Origin of the sequence: Alishewanella maricola, from assembly GCF_016343785.1 — a bacterium.
GTDB classification, from domain to species: domain Bacteria; phylum Pseudomonadota; class Gammaproteobacteria; order Enterobacterales; family Alteromonadaceae; genus Alishewanella; species Alishewanella maricola.
In genome coordinates this window covers 1-16,786 of the sequence record NZ_JAEINI020000001.1, presented here as the reverse complement: position 1 = coordinate 16,786, position 16,786 = coordinate 1, and the positions used below count along the sequence as shown (strand labels likewise).

Annotated in this window: 15 protein-coding genes; 14 read left to right on the top strand and 1 reads right to left on the bottom strand. The window is 46.0% G+C overall.

Features of this window, described 5'->3' with window-relative positions; genetic code table 11:
• Positions 1-38: 38 nt before the first annotated feature.
• The 7 genes from JAO78_RS00075 to JAO78_RS00045 all read left to right on the top strand — a co-directional run bounded on the left by JAO78_RS00075 (position 39) and on the right by JAO78_RS00045 (position 7,176).
• Positions 39-533, top strand: coding sequence for a PaaI family thioesterase (locus JAO78_RS00075; protein WP_226749315.1), 495 nt, complete (start codon positions 39-41; stop codon positions 531-533).
• Positions 534-624: 91 nt separating this feature from the next.
• The gene (gene gmk / locus JAO78_RS00070) at positions 625-1,257 is read left to right on the top strand and encodes a guanylate kinase (protein ID WP_226749947.1); all 633 of its coding nucleotides are present in this window, start codon (positions 625-627) and stop codon (positions 1,255-1,257) included.
• A 59-nt stretch (positions 1,258-1,316) separates the two neighbouring features.
• Positions 1,317-1,592 (top strand): DNA-directed RNA polymerase subunit omega, encoded by a 276-nt coding sequence (gene rpoZ, locus JAO78_RS00065; protein ID WP_226749314.1) that lies wholly within the window; start codon positions 1,317-1,319, stop codon positions 1,590-1,592.
• A 123-nt stretch (positions 1,593-1,715) separates the two neighbouring features.
• A complete protein-coding gene (spoT, locus tag JAO78_RS00060; protein WP_226749313.1) occupies positions 1,716-3,836 on the top strand; it encodes a bifunctional GTP diphosphokinase/guanosine-3',5'-bis pyrophosphate 3'-pyrophosphohydrolase in 2,121 nt (706 codons plus the stop codon).
• Between the two features lie 5 nt (positions 3,837-3,841).
• Positions 3,842-4,234, top strand: coding sequence for a RidA family protein (locus tag JAO78_RS00055; protein WP_226749312.1), 393 nt, complete (start codon positions 3,842-3,844; stop codon positions 4,232-4,234).
• A 9-nt stretch (positions 4,235-4,243) separates the two neighbouring features.
• A complete protein-coding gene (gene recG / locus JAO78_RS00050) occupies positions 4,244-6,328 on the top strand; it encodes an ATP-dependent DNA helicase RecG (RefSeq protein WP_226749311.1) in 2,085 nt (694 codons plus the stop codon).
• Between the two features lie 47 nt (positions 6,329-6,375).
• Entirely contained in the window at positions 6,376-7,176 is an 801-nt protein-coding gene (locus JAO78_RS00045; RefSeq protein ID WP_226749310.1) for a putative hydro-lyase, read from the top strand.
• Between the two features lie 18 nt (positions 7,177-7,194).
• Here JAO78_RS00045 and JAO78_RS00040 read toward each other — a convergent pair whose 3' ends face one another.
• Positions 7,195-8,208 carry a GGDEF domain-containing protein gene (locus JAO78_RS00040; protein WP_226749309.1) on the bottom strand — a complete coding sequence of 338 codons (1,014 nt, stop codon included), beginning with the start codon at positions 8,206-8,208 and terminating at the stop codon, positions 7,195-7,197.
• 331 nt (positions 8,209-8,539) lie between these two features.
• Here JAO78_RS00040 and JAO78_RS00035 point away from each other — a divergent pair, with 331 nt between their 5' ends.
• From JAO78_RS00035 to JAO78_RS00005, 7 genes are all read left to right on the top strand, one after another.
• Positions 8,540-9,277, top strand: a complete 738-nt coding sequence (locus JAO78_RS00035; RefSeq protein WP_226749946.1) for a 5-oxoprolinase subunit PxpA — start codon at positions 8,540-8,542, stop codon at positions 9,275-9,277.
• Complete coding sequence (locus JAO78_RS00030) at positions 9,265-10,008, top strand: 5-oxoprolinase subunit B family protein (RefSeq protein WP_226749308.1); 744 nt, start codon at positions 9,265-9,267, stop codon at positions 10,006-10,008. The genes JAO78_RS00035 and JAO78_RS00030 overlap by 13 nt, the downstream gene beginning before the upstream one ends.
• Complete coding sequence (locus tag JAO78_RS00025; RefSeq protein WP_226749307.1) at positions 10,005-11,003, top strand: 5-oxoprolinase subunit C family protein; 999 nt, start codon at positions 10,005-10,007, stop codon at positions 11,001-11,003. Before JAO78_RS00030 ends, JAO78_RS00025 begins: the two co-directional genes overlap by 4 nt.
• Positions 11,000-11,908 carry a glutamate cyclase domain-containing protein gene (locus tag JAO78_RS00020; RefSeq protein WP_226749306.1) on the top strand — a complete coding sequence of 303 codons (909 nt, stop codon included), beginning with the start codon at positions 11,000-11,002 and terminating at the stop codon, positions 11,906-11,908. The genes JAO78_RS00025 and JAO78_RS00020 overlap by 4 nt, the downstream gene beginning before the upstream one ends.
• A gap of 24 nt (positions 11,909-11,932) precedes the next feature.
• Positions 11,933-12,799: an aminotransferase class IV gene (locus JAO78_RS00015; RefSeq protein ID WP_226749305.1), complete on the top strand. Its 867-nt coding sequence runs from the start codon at positions 11,933-11,935 to the stop codon at positions 12,797-12,799.
• A gap of 177 nt (positions 12,800-12,976) precedes the next feature.
• Positions 12,977-13,390: a pilin gene (locus JAO78_RS00010; RefSeq protein ID WP_226749304.1), complete on the top strand. Its 414-nt coding sequence runs from the start codon at positions 12,977-12,979 to the stop codon at positions 13,388-13,390.
• A gap of 85 nt (positions 13,391-13,475) precedes the next feature.
• A complete protein-coding gene (locus JAO78_RS00005; protein ID WP_226749303.1) occupies positions 13,476-16,490 on the top strand; it encodes a fused MFS/spermidine synthase in 3,015 nt (1,004 codons plus the stop codon).
• Positions 16,491-16,786: the final 296 nt, after the last annotated feature.

The following is a 16,786-nucleotide window of genomic DNA, read 5'->3' as shown; positions in this document are numbered from 1 at the left end:
GTAAGCTAGGCTAAAGCAAACAATTTTGAGTTTTAGATATGGCAACCTCACTACGCAAAGCCAATTGGTTTTTAAAGTTATTCGCTTGGCGCTATATTCCGCTAATTGGTTTTTGTTCACCGAAAATTGTCCGCATGGATGAAAAAACGGTAGAAATTACCATGCCGCATGCTTGGCGCACTAAAAATCATTTAGGCAGTGTTTATTTTGGTGCTTTGGCCATCGGCGCCGATTTAGCCGGGGCTTTTTCTGTGTTTAGTAAAGCCAAAGATCGCGGTGTTAATGCCAACTTTGCCTTTAAAGATGTACAAGGCCAATTTTTAAAACGCCCCGAAGCGCAGGTGCATTTTACCAGCCATGATGGCGATGTGATTGATCAGATGATTGATGAGTCTTTAGCCAGCGGCGAGCGCATCAATAAGCCCGTTTCAGTGGTGGTGACCTGCCCCAGCTTACATGGTACTGAGCCAATGGCCACCTTCACGTTAACCTTGTCGATCAAGGCCAAAGCTAAAAGAAGCGCAAAAGCCTAAGCCGCGACAATTGCACGCAGCGACGACAGGCAGTAAACTTGCTTGCCTATCCTCGTTGCGCCTAAAGGTAACCACTTTGACTGAACACAACATGCAGCAACTTAGCGGCAATCTGTTTATCATTTCTGCCCCCAGTGGCACCGGTAAATCCAGTTTGATCCAAGCCTTATTGCAGCGCCATGCTGATATGCAATTAAGCGTCTCGCATACCACTCGAGCCCCACGGGCCGGTGAGCAAAATGGCGTGCATTATCATTTTACGACGGTCGACGATTTTAAAGCGCGCATTGAAAATCATGAGTTTTTAGAATGGGCCGAAGTCTTTGGTAATTATTACGGTACGTCTCGCGCAGCAATAGAGCGGCAATTAGCCCAAGGTATTGATGTGTTTTTAGACATCGACTGGCAGGGCGCAAGGCAAATTCGCGAACAAGCAGCGGGCACCATTGGTATTTTTATATTACCGCCAAGCTTAACTGAACTGCAGCAACGCCTAACAAATCGCGCAACTGACAGTGCCGAAGTGATTGCTGGGCGTATGGCAAAAGCCCAAAACGAAATGTCGCATGCCGACGAATATGACTATTTAATTATCAACGATGACTTTGCTGCTACGCTGCATCAACTTGAGCAAATTGTACTTTGCCAGCGGCACCGCTTCGCCTCTGCACAACAACGGCAACAGCCATTGCTCGATCAATTGTTGGCGAAACCGATAAAATAGCGTATATTATGCGGTCTTGTAACATCCCTGATTAACCCTGAATATTTCCGGAGTGCTGAATGGCTCGCGTAACCGTTGAAGATGCTGTAGATAAAATTGGTAACCGTTTTGATTTAATTCTGGTTGCAGCACGCCGTGCTCGTCAGCTGGCCGTTGAAGGCAAAGAGCCATTCGTTGAACTTGAAAACGACAAACCCACGGTAGTGGCGTTGCGTGAAATCGAACAAGGTTTCATCACGAGCAGCATCTTGGATGCGCAAGAGCGTCGTGATCAATTACAACAAGAAGCCTCTGAAATGGCAGCAGTCGCGGCCATTATTGGTTCAGATCAGTAAAAATTCCCGTCTAATCGATGTCAGCGGCACTTTAGCCGTTGGCATTCGTTAAATTTAATCGTATATTCTAAACTTTCATCAGCTTGTAACGCTGTCGTTATGCTGTTTTAGTTTGGAGTGCTTGTGTATCTATTTGAAGGTCTGAAAAATCAGATAAGTGCCTATCTGCCACAAGAGCAGGTAAATCTGGTACAACAGGCCTATGTGGTTGCCAGAGACGCGCACGCACCGCAATTTCGTTCAAGCGGTGAGCCTTACATTACCCACCCTGTTGCCGTAACTAGCATCTTAGCGGACATGCGACTCGACCATGAAACGCTCATGGCCGCCTTGTTGCACGACGTGATCGAAGACACCCCAGTTAGCAAAGAAGATTTAAGCCGCTTGTTTGGTGCTACCGTTGCCGAACTGGTGCAAGGTGTCAGTAAGCTCGACAAAGTTAAATTTAAAGATTTTAAAGAATTCGAAACCACGAACCTGCAAAAAATGTTTATGGCAATGACCCAAGACATTCGGGTTATTTTGATTAAACTGGCCGACCGTACCCATAATATGCGAACGCTCGGGGCACTGCGGCCCGAAAAACGCCGCCGGATCGCCAAAGAAACCCTCGAGTTGTATGCGCCTATAGCCAACCGCTTGGGTATTCACAATATCAAAAATGAATTAGAAGATTGGGGCTTCCAAGCGCTCTATCCCATGCGTTATCGGGCGCTCAGTACAGCGGTAAAACAGGCCCGTGGCAATCGGCGTGAACTGTTAGAAAAAGTGCAGCACGATATCCGGCACCGTATCGAGCAAGCCGGTATCAGCGCCGATGTCAGCGGCCGCGAAAAGCATTTGTACAGCATCTATCGCAAGATGAAAAACAAAGAGCTGATGTTCAACGATGTGATGGATATTTACGCCTTTCGCGTGGTGGTAGATAACATCGATAGTTGCTATCGCACGCTGGGCATTATGCATAACTTGTTTAAGCCTATTGAAAGCCGTTTTAAAGACTATATCGCCATTCCAAAACAAAACGGTTATCAATCGTTGCATACTTCGTTAATAGGCCCGCATGGTATTCCTGTTGAAATTCAAATGCGTACTCGCGAAATGGACGAAATGGCCGACAAAGGCATCGCCGCACATTGGATGTATAAAACCAACGGGGAGTTGCCACGCGAATCGACCGCACAGATCCGAGCACAGCGTTGGATGCAAAGCTTACTTGAGCTGCAACAATCTGCCGGCAACAGCTACGAATTTGTCGAAAACGTTAAATCCGAGCTCTATCCTGACGAACTTTACGTGTTTACTCCTAAAGGCCTCATTGTAGAATTGCCAATTGGCGCCACTGCAGTTGATTTTGCCTATGCTGTGCATACGGATATCGGTAATCGCTGCGTAGGGGCTAAAGTTGATCGGCGGCCTTACTCACTCAGTAAACCGCTTGAAACCGGCCAAACTGTCGAAATTATGACCAGCTCAGGCGGTAAACCTAACGCCAATTGGTTGAATTACGTGGTGACTAGCCGCGCCATTTTAGGCATCCGTAACTACCTGAAAAAACAGCAACAAAATGAAGCTATTACGCTAGGTAAACGCTTGCTAACCTCAGCCTTGGGCAGCGTTAAATTAGATGACATTGCCGCAGAACGTATCGAGCAAGTTTTAGCCAATGTGAATCAACAATCCTTAGATGCGCTCTATACTGAAATCGGTCTGGGCAACCAATTACCTATCGCTATTGCAAGGCGCTTATTAGGTGAATTTGAAAGCCAAGAGCCACAAAGCAAAACCCCGCAGCTACCGAAGGGCAATGCCTTTATTGTTGGCTCTGAAGGCATGCTGATTACCTTTGCCAAGTGTTGTCGACCGATACCGGGTGATCCTATTGTGGCGAATGCCACACCGGGTAAAGGTTTAAACGTGCATCGTGCGGATTGTCGAAATATCAAAGGCTGGGAGCGCGAACCGGCGAAGTTCTTCCCAGTACGTTGGGATAACACCTCAGAGAAGCAATTCTTATGTGATATCCGCGTCTTTATTATTAATCGCCAAGGGGTGCTAGCGAAGCTAACTTCACTCATTGCTGCGCAAGACTCCAATATTCAAGATCTGTCGACCGACGATCGGGATACCGGCGAATATGTCATTAAAATAACCCTGTCGGTGCGCGATAGGGTCCATCTTGCTAACGTTATGCGCAAAATTCGTGTGCTGCCTGACGTACAAAAAGTATATAAAAGGAAATAGTTTTCATGTCTAAAGTGATTATTCGCACTGATGCGGCGCCAGCCGCTATTGGTACTTACAGCCAAGCGGTAAAAATTGGTACCACAGTGTATTTATCAGGCCAGATCCCACTCGTGCCAGCCACCATGCAATTTGTTTCAGACGATTTTGCGGAGCAAACACACCAAGTGTTTAAAAACTTAGCCGCGGTATGTGAAGCCGCCGGCGGTAGTTTGAATGACATGGTTAAAGTGAATATTTTCTTAATTGATCTTAGCCAGTTTGCTGTAGTTAACCAAATTATGAGCCAATATTTTGCCGAACCCTACCCTGCTCGTGCAGCGGTACAAGTCAGTGCTTTACCACGCGGCGCTCAAATTGAAATTGACGGCGTGATGGAAGTACCGTCTACTCACTAGGCCTGTATCTTGAGCCCAACGCGTTTAGATAATATTGCCATCGCCGTGATCAAAGGCGTTGGCAGCAAAGTAGCGGAACGGCTCGCCAAGCTGGCTATTTTTAGTGTGCAGGACCTGCTGTTTCACCTGCCGCTGCGCTATGAAGATCGCACTCGCCTGTATCCTATTGCCGATTTGCAACCGCTGATCCATGCCACTGTGCAAGGTGAAGTGTTAAGTAGCGAAGTGCAATTTGGGAAAAGACGTAGCTGGTTGGTCACGCTACAAGATGGTAGCGGCCGCATCACGCTGCGTTTTTTTCATTTTTCTGCCGCACAAAAAAATGCAGTAGAAAAAGGCAGCCAACTTCGCTGTTTTGGCGAGGTAAAGCGCGGTCATCGCGGTTTAGAAATGCTTCACCCAGAATATAAAGTCATAAACCCGCAGCATACCGAGCAGCAGGTGGCTGAAACCCTAACGCCGGTTTACCCAACAACCGAAGGGCTAAAACAAGCTACGTGGCGCAATCTTACCGATGCCGCCCTAGAGTATTTAGATCGCTACGCGCCAGCAGAATACTTACCGGCGCATTTATTGAAACAGCCTTGGTCACTGGCTGATGCGCTGCGTTATATTCATCGCCCGCCGCCAGATGCCGCCCTCACATTGCTTGAAGAGGGTAAACACCCGGCGCAGCAACGGCTTATTTTAGAAGAGCTGATTGCCCAGCAACTCAGCATGTATAAACTGCGCAGCCAAGCACAACAGCAACAAGCCGTGGTATTAACAACGCCAGAGCCTTTACTGGCAGAATTTTTAGCCGCCTTGCCTTTTAGCCCAACCGGCGCACAGCAGCGGGTGGTGGCACAAATTCAACAAGATCTTGCCAAACCGCTGCCCATGCTGCGTTTAGTGCAAGGTGATGTTGGCTCAGGCAAAACACTGGTGGCCGCCCTAGCGGCACTTACCGCTATCGGTAATGGCTATCAGGTGGCATTAATGGCCCCGACTGAATTGCTCGCCGAGCAACATGCCGTTAATTTTCAACGCTGGTTTGCACCACTGGGCATCGAATTAGCCTGGCTGGCTGGTAAAACCAAAGGTAAAGCTCGGCAAAGTGCCTTAGATGCCATTGGCAGTGGCCAAGCCCAGATGGTGATTGGTACCCATGCGCTGTTTCAGCAGCATGTCGAATTTAGCCGCCTCGCGTTAATCATTATTGATGAGCAACACCGTTTTGGGGTGCATCAACGCCTAGCGCTTCGTGAAAAAGGCGGCATTGTTGCTCACTACCCGCATCAATTAGTGATGACGGCAACGCCGATCCCCAGAACCTTGGCCATGACCGCTTATGCCGATCTCGACACCTCTATTATTGATGAGTTGCCACCGGGCCGTACGCCCGTCACCACGGTGGCCATCCCGGATAGTCGCCGCGACGAAGTGATGGCGCGCGTCCGTCAGGTAGTTACCGAGCAAAAGCGCCAAGCCTATTGGGTGTGTACACTCATTGAAGAGTCTGAAGTGCTGCAATGCCAAGCCGCAGAAGACACCGCCAGTTTATTGCAGGCCGCCCTACCTGAATTAAAAATTGGTTTGGTACATGGCCGCTTAAAAAGCGCAGAAAAACAACAACTCATGCAGCAATTTAGCCGTGGCGAGTTAGATTTATTAGTGGCAACAACCGTTATCGAGGTTGGCGTTGATGTGCCCAATGCCAGCTTAATGATTATAGAAAACCCTGAACGGCTGGGCTTAGCGCAATTACACCAGTTACGTGGCCGAGTCGGTCGCGGTAGCGCAGTATCACATTGCGTATTGCTGTATCACGCGCCCTTGTCTCGCACCGCACAATCGCGCTTAGCCGTATTACGCGAAAGTAATGATGGTTTCGTTATTGCGCAGCGCGATTTAGAAATTCGTGGCCCGGGCGAATTACTCGGTACCCGACAAACCGGTTTAATGCAGTTTAAAATTGCCGATTTAACCCGAGATAGCGCCTTACTGCCGCAAGCCGGCGCCATTGCCGCACGGCTATGGCAAGATTCACGTGAAGATAGCTTACAATTAATCAAACGCTGGCTGGCCAATAGTGAAATCTATGGCAATGCTTAACGCGCTGCAAACTCAATAAAACCCCATAACACTAAGCCGGAGTTGGTATGTCACAACCTAACCCTTTGCAACTGAGCCCTTTGCAAATTCGTCAGCAATGCCGCAGTGGCGCTTTTAGCCGCAACACCTCTGGGTTGGCGCCTGGTTTTGTACAAGCTAATATGGCGATTATTCCCGCCGCTTATGCGGCTGATTTTTTGCAGTTTTGTCATTTCAATCCGAAACCCTGCCCCTTACTGGGCATGGCGGCAACGCCCGGCGCCATTGACATGCCGCAGTTAGCTGCCAATTTAGATATTCGCAGCGACTTACCACGTTATCGGCTATTTCGACACGGCGAATTTACCGAAGAAGTTACCGACTTAGGTGCAGTATGGCGGGATGATTTAGTTACTTTTTTAATCGGTTGCTCGTTTTCATTTGAAGAAGCGCTACTGGCCGATGGCTTGGAAATTCGTAATATTACCGAGCAGAAAAATGTCCCCATGTACAAAACCAATATTCCTTGCCAAAGTGCTGGGGTGTTTAGCAGTAATATGGTGGTCAGTATGCGACCAATGCAGCCTGCCGCAGCTATTCGAGCCATTCAAATTTGCTCGCGTTTTCCACAAGTACATGGTGCCCCGGTGCATTTTGGTGATCCGGCCCGGATTGGAATTCAGAATATCAATCAGCCCGATTACGGTGATGCGGTTAGTATTAAAGAAGGCGAAGTGCCGGTATTCTGGGCGTGTGGCGTAACGCCACAATTGGCCATAGCGCAAGCGAAACTGGATTTTTGTATCAGCCATGCCCCAGGCCATATGCTGATCACAGACTTACCCAACAGCAAATTAGCCGTACTTTAAACGGCTGAGTGGCTTAGCTTAGCGCCGAAAAGTGTTAACGATAATAACACCCCGCCCTGAGTTTTTGGCTTGATACAGTGCCTTATCGGCCAGTAGCAGTAAATTGTCACTGGCGCCTTGTTCACTAACTGCCACACCAATACTGATGGTATGAGACTGGCCATGTAAAGTGGCCAAATATTGCTGTTGAATGCGCTCGCTAATTTGCAGCGCATCAAGCCTTTTACAGGTCGGCAAAACCAACATAAATTCATCTCCACCCAAACGCGCTGCAAAATCATAATCGCGGATATTCAAGGTCAAGATGTTCGCCAGTGCTTTTAATGCATCATCACCGGCCTGATGGCCAAAGTTATCATTCAGTTGTTTAAAGTTATCAAAATCTAGCGCCATTACGCTGATATCAGAATCCGTTGATTCCTGCTCAATACAACTTTGCCATAAATCTGCAAAACCACGTCGATTTAATAAACCGGTCAGCGGATCTTGCTCGGATAACATGCGCAGCGATTCTTTATCTTGAAAGGCTTGTTTTAAATGGCGACGCGAAGTTTGTAAGCGCCGCTGTAATTTAATTAAACGCTGCCATTGGGAAACTTGCCACGACACCGCTTCGGCAATTAATTGGATCTGCTCGTATTGTTCAGTATTAAGTTCGGTTTCGTTCACGCTGGTACCACACAAGCTGCCAATCAACCGATTGTTATATTGCACCGGTAAGGCAAAAAACGTATTCATGCCCGATTTGGCTCCAATACTGTCAGGGTATCTTTTAGCCACGCGACTTTGGATCCAGCCTTCATCATTAAAAATCAATCGGCACATCGAATCATGCCAATCGAGTTCATCACCAGCGACAATATTAATTTCGCCATCACCCGACACCGCCACCACTTGCTGACGGCCTGCCACCGGATCGATATAGGAAACAAATGCGGTTTCTAAACGCGAAATTCTATTCACCAGTTGGATTAAAGGTAACAAAGCCTTTTGCAAGGTTCTGAGCCGACTTTCTAATTCACTACTATCCATAAAAGATCCGTCGTTTCTGAAAATGGACACTGCTACACTTTAGTAAAGCACAGGCTCAGCCAAAGCTGCAGCGAAATAACGAATATTCTCGCTAGGTTAATGCTTTTTAATTAAAAGCGGTTATTTAGCCGCAAAACTGCAGCAAAGCACCAACGCAGAATAGTTTATTCTTAACAAATTAAAGCCTGAATATTTTATTATTTGCGCGGTTAGGCAACTGGACATTACATAGCGTCTCACGCACACTATGACAGTTTAGAAAGACGTTAGCGGAGCCGTTATGACAGTACAACAGATCTCGTCAACTGCAGCAGACATGCCTCGAGCCCCCCTGTTACTTAACTGCGATCTCGGCGAAAGTTTTGGTAGCTGGCAAATGGGGCGTGATCACGACGCCATGCCACATATCGATCTTGCCAATATCGCCTGTGGTTTTCATGCCGGCGATGCTAATGTTATGGCGCAAACCCTCAGCCTAGCCAAACAACACAAGGTGACCATTGGGGCACATCCCAGCTATCCCGACTTACAAGGTTTTGGCCGGCGCAGTATGCACTGTTCAGCCACTGAAATTCGCCATTTGTTACATTATCAAATAGCCGCACTCGATGGCATGGCGCAATGCCAAGGTATGAGCGTTAGCTACGTGAAACCACATGGCGCTTTATATAATGATATGATGAGCCAGCCTGCGGTATGGCAAGCGGTATTAGAAGCCATTGCCAGCTATCATAAACCCCTAAAATTAATGATTTTAGCCACTGCCGACGCCGCTTTACTAAAACAGCAAGCCGCCACAGCCGGTGTGTCTTTATTATTAGAAGCCTTTGCTGATCGCCGTTATACCGACCAAGGCAAGCTAACGCCTCGCGCTCAAGCCGGTGCCGTGTTACATGGCGCAGAAGTGCTCGAGCAAGTCGACCAACTACTGAAAAGCGGCACCGTGACCACCGACACCGGCCGTACTCTCGCCTTGCAAGCCGATACACTGTGCGTACACGGTGATAACCTTGAAGCCATCGCACAATTGCAACAGATCCGAATGCGAGTCAATGCATGTCAGAGATAAATCTTAACCGCTCAGATCTGTTGGTGTGCGGCTTATCCGCTGCAGATTATCATTTACAAATTGCCGGTGAAAATGCGTATATATTGTATTTAACTACGCAGCAAATTAGCCCTGGCGCAGCGCTGCATATTCAAACCGCTATGCAGCTATTACAGCCGTTAGTCGGCACGGTGTTAGTAGAGTTATTACCCTCTTATGCCTCATTACTCATTACCTTTAATCCGCTGCAGCAAAGCCACTTAACACTGCGGCCTCAATTAGTTAAGGCTTTAGCCAAACCTGCAGCAAAATTAGCGACCAGTACGGCCAAATGCGTAGAGTTGCCCGTGTGGTATAGCGAACAAGACGATCTAGATTTAGTGCGGGTGGCCAAAGCCACAGGCTTATCGGTTGCAGAAGTGATTGCACTGCATAGCCAGTGTAGTTATCAGGTATATGCCATTGGCTTTGCACCCGGTTTTGCTTATTTGGGTGAACTCCCGGCCGCACTGGCGCTACCACGCTTAAGCACACCACGCGCCAAAGTACCGGCCGGTGCAGTCGCCATTGCCGATCGCCAAACCGCGGTGTACCCCGCCGCTTCGCCTGGTGGCTGGCATTTGTTAGGGCTTTGCCCGGTACCGATGTTTAACGCCAAACAACAACCGGCGATGCCGGTGGCCGTGGGCGATCAGGTCAATTTTGTGCCGATCACCGCGCGCGACTATAGCTTGCTAGGCGGTCTAGTATGACGAGCATGACGGTACTGCGCATTATTAGCCCTGGGGTGTTAAGTTTACTGCAAGACCAAGGCCGCTTTGGCATGGGGGCGCTGGGTTTAACCCAAGGCGGCCCACTCGATTTACACAGCTTTCGCTGGGCCAATGCGTTAGTGGCCAACCCTGTTGACAGCACACTGATTGAACACAGTGTGGGCGGCTTAACATTACAAGCCGTTGCAAACTGCGTGATCGCGGTCACGGGTGCAGAATTAGCCTTAAGCTTAAATGGCAAGGCGGTGCAGTGCTGGCAGGCATTAGCGCTTAAAGCCGGTGACGAAATTGAACTGGGCATGTGTAGCCGTGGCTTACGGGCTTACATTGCGGTTGCTGGCGGTATTGCCGCCCCTGCTCAGTTTGGCAGTAGCGCCACCGTAATGCGCGAGGGGATTGGCGGCTTGCAGCAAAACGGTCAAAAGCTTACCGCAGGGGCTGAGCTCGCTTTAGCAACCAAAGCAAACAGCCATATCAACACCAACAAAGCGCCGGTTGCCGCCGCCATTCGTCAACGCACCTTACCTGGCACCACTCCTCTGCAACTGCGTTTAATTGAAGGCTATCAAGCTGCGTTGTTTAGCGCCACCGCGCGGGCGCAGTTTTATTTGCATACTTATCAAGTCAGCCCACAGTTTGATCGCATGGGCTACAAGTTAAACGGCCCTGCCATTCGTTGCAGTACCAGCCAGTTGTTATCCGAGGGGATCAGCTATGGCGCCGTGCAAATTCCACCCGATGGCCAACCGATAGTGCTGTTAAACGATCGGCAAACCTTAGGCGGCTACCCGAAAATAGGCAATGTGCTGTCTCTTGATTGTTGGGCCTTGGCGCAGGCCAGTAGCGGCACACAGCTTAATTTCAGCCCAATTACCGCCGCCGATGCGCACAATGCCACTCATTTAGCTGCCGCTAGATTACAACGCGAATATCAACACTATGGCATTAGCCCGACTGTTTTGGATACCCTATGACACACGCTGCGCCCAATACCGCCTCAAGCCAACCCATGGTGAACTTAAAGCAATTAAGCCAACAGCTGGAAAACTGCTTGGTGGAGCGCAATTTACGCGGTATGCAACTGTTACAACCGCATTTACGCCCCGGTTATTTGCTGCGCGCCGCGCGGTTGTTTAATTTACCCGCCGGCAGTACGGTATTAATTGGCACCGGCTTTCCAGTATTAGAAACCTTTGAAACTGATGGCCCGGTCGGCGCCATTGCCCTGTATCAATGCGCACTACACATGCAACTAAAGCCGATTATTGTTTGTGGTGATCCGCTGTTCAGCGTGTTAAGCCAGCGTTACCAGTGCTATGCACTGCGGGTCAATCAATATCAACAGTTAGCGCAAATTGCCACAGAGGCCTTAGCCGAATTAAAACCGGCTTTAGTACTGGCGATCGAGCGCCCCGGTTTTAGTGCCAATGGCCGCTATATGAATATGCGCGGTGAAGATATTTCGGAGCGCTGCGCCAGCTTTGATTATTTTTTAGAGCAAGCCGCTTGCCCCACCTTGGCTATTGGCGATGGTGGCAATGAAATTGGCATGGGTAATTTAGCCGCCGTTTTGGGCCAATTAAATATCACACCCAGTGTGACCGAATGCGATGAACTGGTGATTGCCGATGTTTCCAACTGGGCCGCCTGGGGCATTATTGCCATGGTGTCGGTTTTACGCGGCGAAAATTTACTGCAACAAGCCAACCTACTGGAACTACTACAATACCTTGTTGCTAACGGCTGTATTGATGGCGTCACCCGCGCCAATACCTTAACAGAAGATGGTTTACCTTATAGTGAGGGTGCAGCTCTGATTGCCCGCTTGCAGCAATGGGTAAAAGATGCGTTAAACCCCGTTGCTACGCCAACCCTTTAATTTTTTAACTGACACGAGATATCCATGAGCACAGTCTATTTAAACGGTCATTTTATAACTGCCAGCGAAGCGAAAATATCGCCTATGGATCGCGGCTTTTTATTTGGCGATGGTATTTACGAAGTGATCCCGTCATACCATGGCCGTTTTGTTGGGTTTGCACCGCATATCACGCGCCTGCACAATGGTTTAGCCGAGCTGAGCATTCAACATGGTATGCAAGCCGCAGAGTGGGCCGACATTTGCCAGCAATTACTAACGCTCAATCAACCGAGCATGGGCGATAATCTCGCGGTGTATATTCAGGTCAGCCGTGGCACTGATAGTAAGCGCAACCATGCCTTTCCTACTGATATCCGCCCAACGATCTTTGCTTATGCCTTTGCCATTGCGGCAGAGCCCATCGCCGATAAGCAACACGCCACCACCTACCATGCGGTAACCGGTAACGATTTACGCTGGCAGCGTTGTCATATTAAATCCACCTCGCTGCTTGGTAACGTGCTGCACTACCAACAAGGTAAAGAGCAAGGTGCGCAAGAAATCTTATTGTTCGATCGTGAAGGTTTTTTAACCGAAGGTGCCGCCGTTAATGTGTTTGTGATTAAAAACGGAGAAATTGCTACGCCGCCGCTTTCTAATAAATTGCTACCCGGCGTTACACGCTTGCTGCTATTACAGATTTTACGCCAGCATAGCCAGCTAAAGGTGGTTGAGCGCGACATCAGTTATGATGAGGTATTGGCCGCCGATGAGATCTGGTTAACCAGCTCCAGCAAAGAGATAGCGCCCGTCACGCAGTTGAATAATCAACCAGTCGGTAACGGCCAAGTCGGTGATATTTGGCTGCAAGCACAACAGTTATTCAGCCAATACAAATACAGTATCTAGTACTTTATTGTTATTTATTTGTGCTGCTTTATTGCACAACAACGACCAAAAAGCTGTTATAGAGCAATAAATTAGCAATTTTTTAATTAGATTAAAAAATAGTGCTTGCGAAATGTGAAAAACCGTCCAGAATAAGAACTAGCCCAAGCGGCTAACAAAACTCAGGAGATGTAAATTATGAAACGTGTACAACAAGGTTTTACCTTAATTGAACTAATGATCGTAGTAGCGATCATCGGTATTTTGGCAGCAATTGCTATCCCACAATATCAGAACTACATTGCTCGCTCACAGTTTTCAGAAGCACATGCATTATTGGGCGGTGCTCGTACTGCAGTTCAAGAAAGAGTAATGCAAGGTACTGCATTTGCAGGTACAGCTTTAGGTTTAAATACCGCTGGCAAATATGGTTCAATCAACGCACCAGCTGCATACCCTGCAAATGGTGCAACTTACGCACTAACTTATAAATTTGCTGGCGCAAATACCAACTTGAACACAAAAACTGTGACCTACACATTTACTGCAGCAACAGGATTGTGGGCTTGTACTACAACAGTTGATGCAAAATACGCAACAAACTGCCCATAATTTAGTTTTTGTTTAATTTTAAATGGTCAGCAATGCTGGCCATTTTTGTTTGCAAAGCCAGTATCAATTTTAACAAGGCATATTTATGCATTCATACTCTGCACGTTTCTTCAGTCCTTCCGCCTCACTTTTTTTATTGATTTTTGTCTTATCAGGATTTGCTGGATTAATTTATCAATCTATTTGGACCCATTATCTAGGTCTATTTCTTGGCCACGCAGCATATGCTCAAGCTTTGGTGCTTTCATTGTTTATGGGGGGGATGGCTTTAGGTGCAGCTTTAGTATCAAGATATGTTCATGCTTGGAAAAATTTAATAAAAAGTTACGCAATCATCGAAGCGATCATTGGCCTCTTAGGTCTAGTTTTTCATGCTGTCTTTGTCTTTGCGCTAGATTATAGCTACAACAACGTCATGCCATCATTGAATAATGCAGGACTAATAGAAGCATATAAATGGCTCTTAGCAAGCGCACTGATTATTCCGCAAACAATACTCTTGGGCATGACATTTCCTCTAATGTGTGGAGGCATGATTAGACGCTTTCCCGGTAATGACGGAAAAACTTTAGGTGGTCTATATTTTACTAACAGCATAGGTGCCGCTTGTGGCGTATTAGCATCAACATTCCTTTTGTTACCTTTGTTTGGTTTACCTGGGGCCATTTTTACCGCTGGGGTTATTAATATTCTAGTAGCTCTTTTTGCTTGGTGGCTAAGTTTAGGTTCAGAACCTACGATTACACCTCCAACAACAATTATTAAACGTAATCCAGCTACTAATAAAATATTAATAACCGTTTTAGCTGCCACATTTTTTTCAAGTGCTGCATCCTTTGCTTACGAAATTATTTTTGTACGTATGCTAAGCCTTGCTGTTGGAAGCACTTTGCATGCATTTGAATTGATGCTCGCTGCATTTATCGCTGGTATTGCACTTGGTGCTTTATGGATCAGAAGTAAAGCAAACGCTACCCAAACACCCCTTAAGATAGTAGGTATTTTGCAGGTATTGATGGGATTAACGGCATTATTAGCTCTTGCAATCTACTCAGAGGCTTTTAGCTGGGTTAGTTTTTTAATTGATGCACTTTCGCCCACTGAAAATGGCTACAAGTTGTTTAATATAGGCACTGCCATTCTTGCAATAATTATTATGTTACCTACTGCTTTTTTCGCTGGCACAACATTACCATTGTTCACCGTTGCACTTTTGCAAACTGGTCATGGCGAAAAATCCATTGGTAAGGTATATGCTTGGAATACCCTTGGTGCAATTTTAGGCGTTTTCGCAGCTATACATCTATTGATTCCGCTATTAGGCATTAAGTTATCAATGTTGACTGCGGCTTTTGTTGATATGGCAATTGGCGTCGTGATTTTAAGAATATTTTCCGAAAAGCGATCAGACTTTTTCAAAACATTTTCCGCAATTACTGTAACCTTAGCATCATTAGCTTACATTGCTATTTATGTTCCTTTTGATTCAATGCGTTTAAGTTCAGGAGTTTATCGAACCGGTATTGAACAACTAGACCCAGCGCGCGAAGTTATCTTTTATCGAGACGGGAAAACTTCAAGTATATCAGTAAATTACAACGTAAACACTGGTATCATTGCGATAGCAACAAATGGAAAAATCGACGCTGCTATACAAATGATGGATTTTAATATTCCCACCTTTGATGAACCGACCATGGTATTGGCAGCAACATTACCATTAATCTACAAACCCAACGCAGAAACCGCAGCAGTTATAGGCTTTGGTTCAGGGTTAACAACTCATACATTACTTGCTGAAGAAAATTTATTGCAAGTAGACACAATAGAAATAGAAAAAGTTATGATTGATGGCGCAAGAACATTTAGACAAATGGTGCCCAGAGCTTTTGATGACGCCCGCTCTAATATTGTTATAGATGACGCTAAAAGCTATTTTTCAAGTAATCAACACCGTTATGACATCATAATATCTGAACCATCAAACCCATGGATCAGCGGTGTTGGCGCATTATTTTCTCAAGAGTTCTATCAATTTATACCTCGCTTTTTAAATAAAGATGGTATTTTTTTACAATGGCTGCAACTGTATGAAATTGATGAACAGCTTGTATCGAGTGTATTGCAAGCCATGTTGCCTGAATTTGCTGATGTCCATGCTTATTTAGCTAATAATGGTGATTTATTATTAGTGGCCAGTCAAAGTGAACTTGCACTAAATCCACAATACGAGCGAGTACTTAAAGGAGAACTCGGAAGAACAATGGAAATTGTAGGTTTTACCAAACCTGAACAAATTGCATTTCGAAAAATTGCTGATAAACGCTTATTGAGAAGTTTTAGTCGGATGTATACTGAATTTCAAGCAAATAGCGATTTTTACCCGATATTAAGCTTAAATGCACCAAGTACTCGATTCCAAAAAAAATCAGCACTTTTACTCACTTCTTTACCAACAATGAACCTACCTATATTTGAAGCCTTAAAGATAAGAGAAACACCAAGTCTAAATGTTTTAATGCCTAAATATCGTCATTTGCAAGCTGATATTGAAGCAAATGAAGCAAGAACAATAGTCAGTTTTTTTGACAAAAATAAGTCAAACACTGAGCTAGTAAATTTACCCATAGAACTTAGAAATTGGCTTGAATTAATGATAACTGGTAATAGGGAATGCTGGAAAACAACTGACGATTACGGAGTGTTTTTAGCTACGACAATACATCAATTAACTACATTAACAGTACCCTATGTTGATGCATCAGGTTTACATAAGGTGCTCCATAATCAAGATTTTATTAAATGTGAAGACTTACCAGAAGGTATACCGTTATTGCTGGATTTTGTTGAAGCTTTAGCTAAACGCGACACGATAGAGACAATCAAAATAGGTCAATATTATTTATTGAATATGGATACTCAACCTCACTATTTACGAAATTTGGATAGCTTTTTCTTAGTCGCAACTCAACTCTCTTTAATTTCTTTGCAAGATCATGATTCAGCAAAAGAAATAAGTAAACAATATGCAGATAAGATTAAGTTTATGCCAGAATATTCAATTATTCACTCTTTGCTTCTAGCATGGCTGGACGAATAAATCATGAATAGAGAGTTAAACCATCCGGATACTCCTTTTAGGGAGATGATCAGAAAACGAGCAACAAATTTGCAAATGCAATTTTTTTAAATATCATTTTTTAGTAATAACGACTTCCGCACTTAAAAAATTATTTTAAGTGCGGAAGTTTTTTTATAAGCGACCTTCCTGGATCACCCTTTAGCCTCTCGGTGTCAATAGCATAAGCGAACCCGCACGCACGCAAGTGCGCGTCTCTTTTTTATTCCCGGTAAAACAATAACCTTCGCATTTTAGTGCTCGTTGGTGGTTGTGCG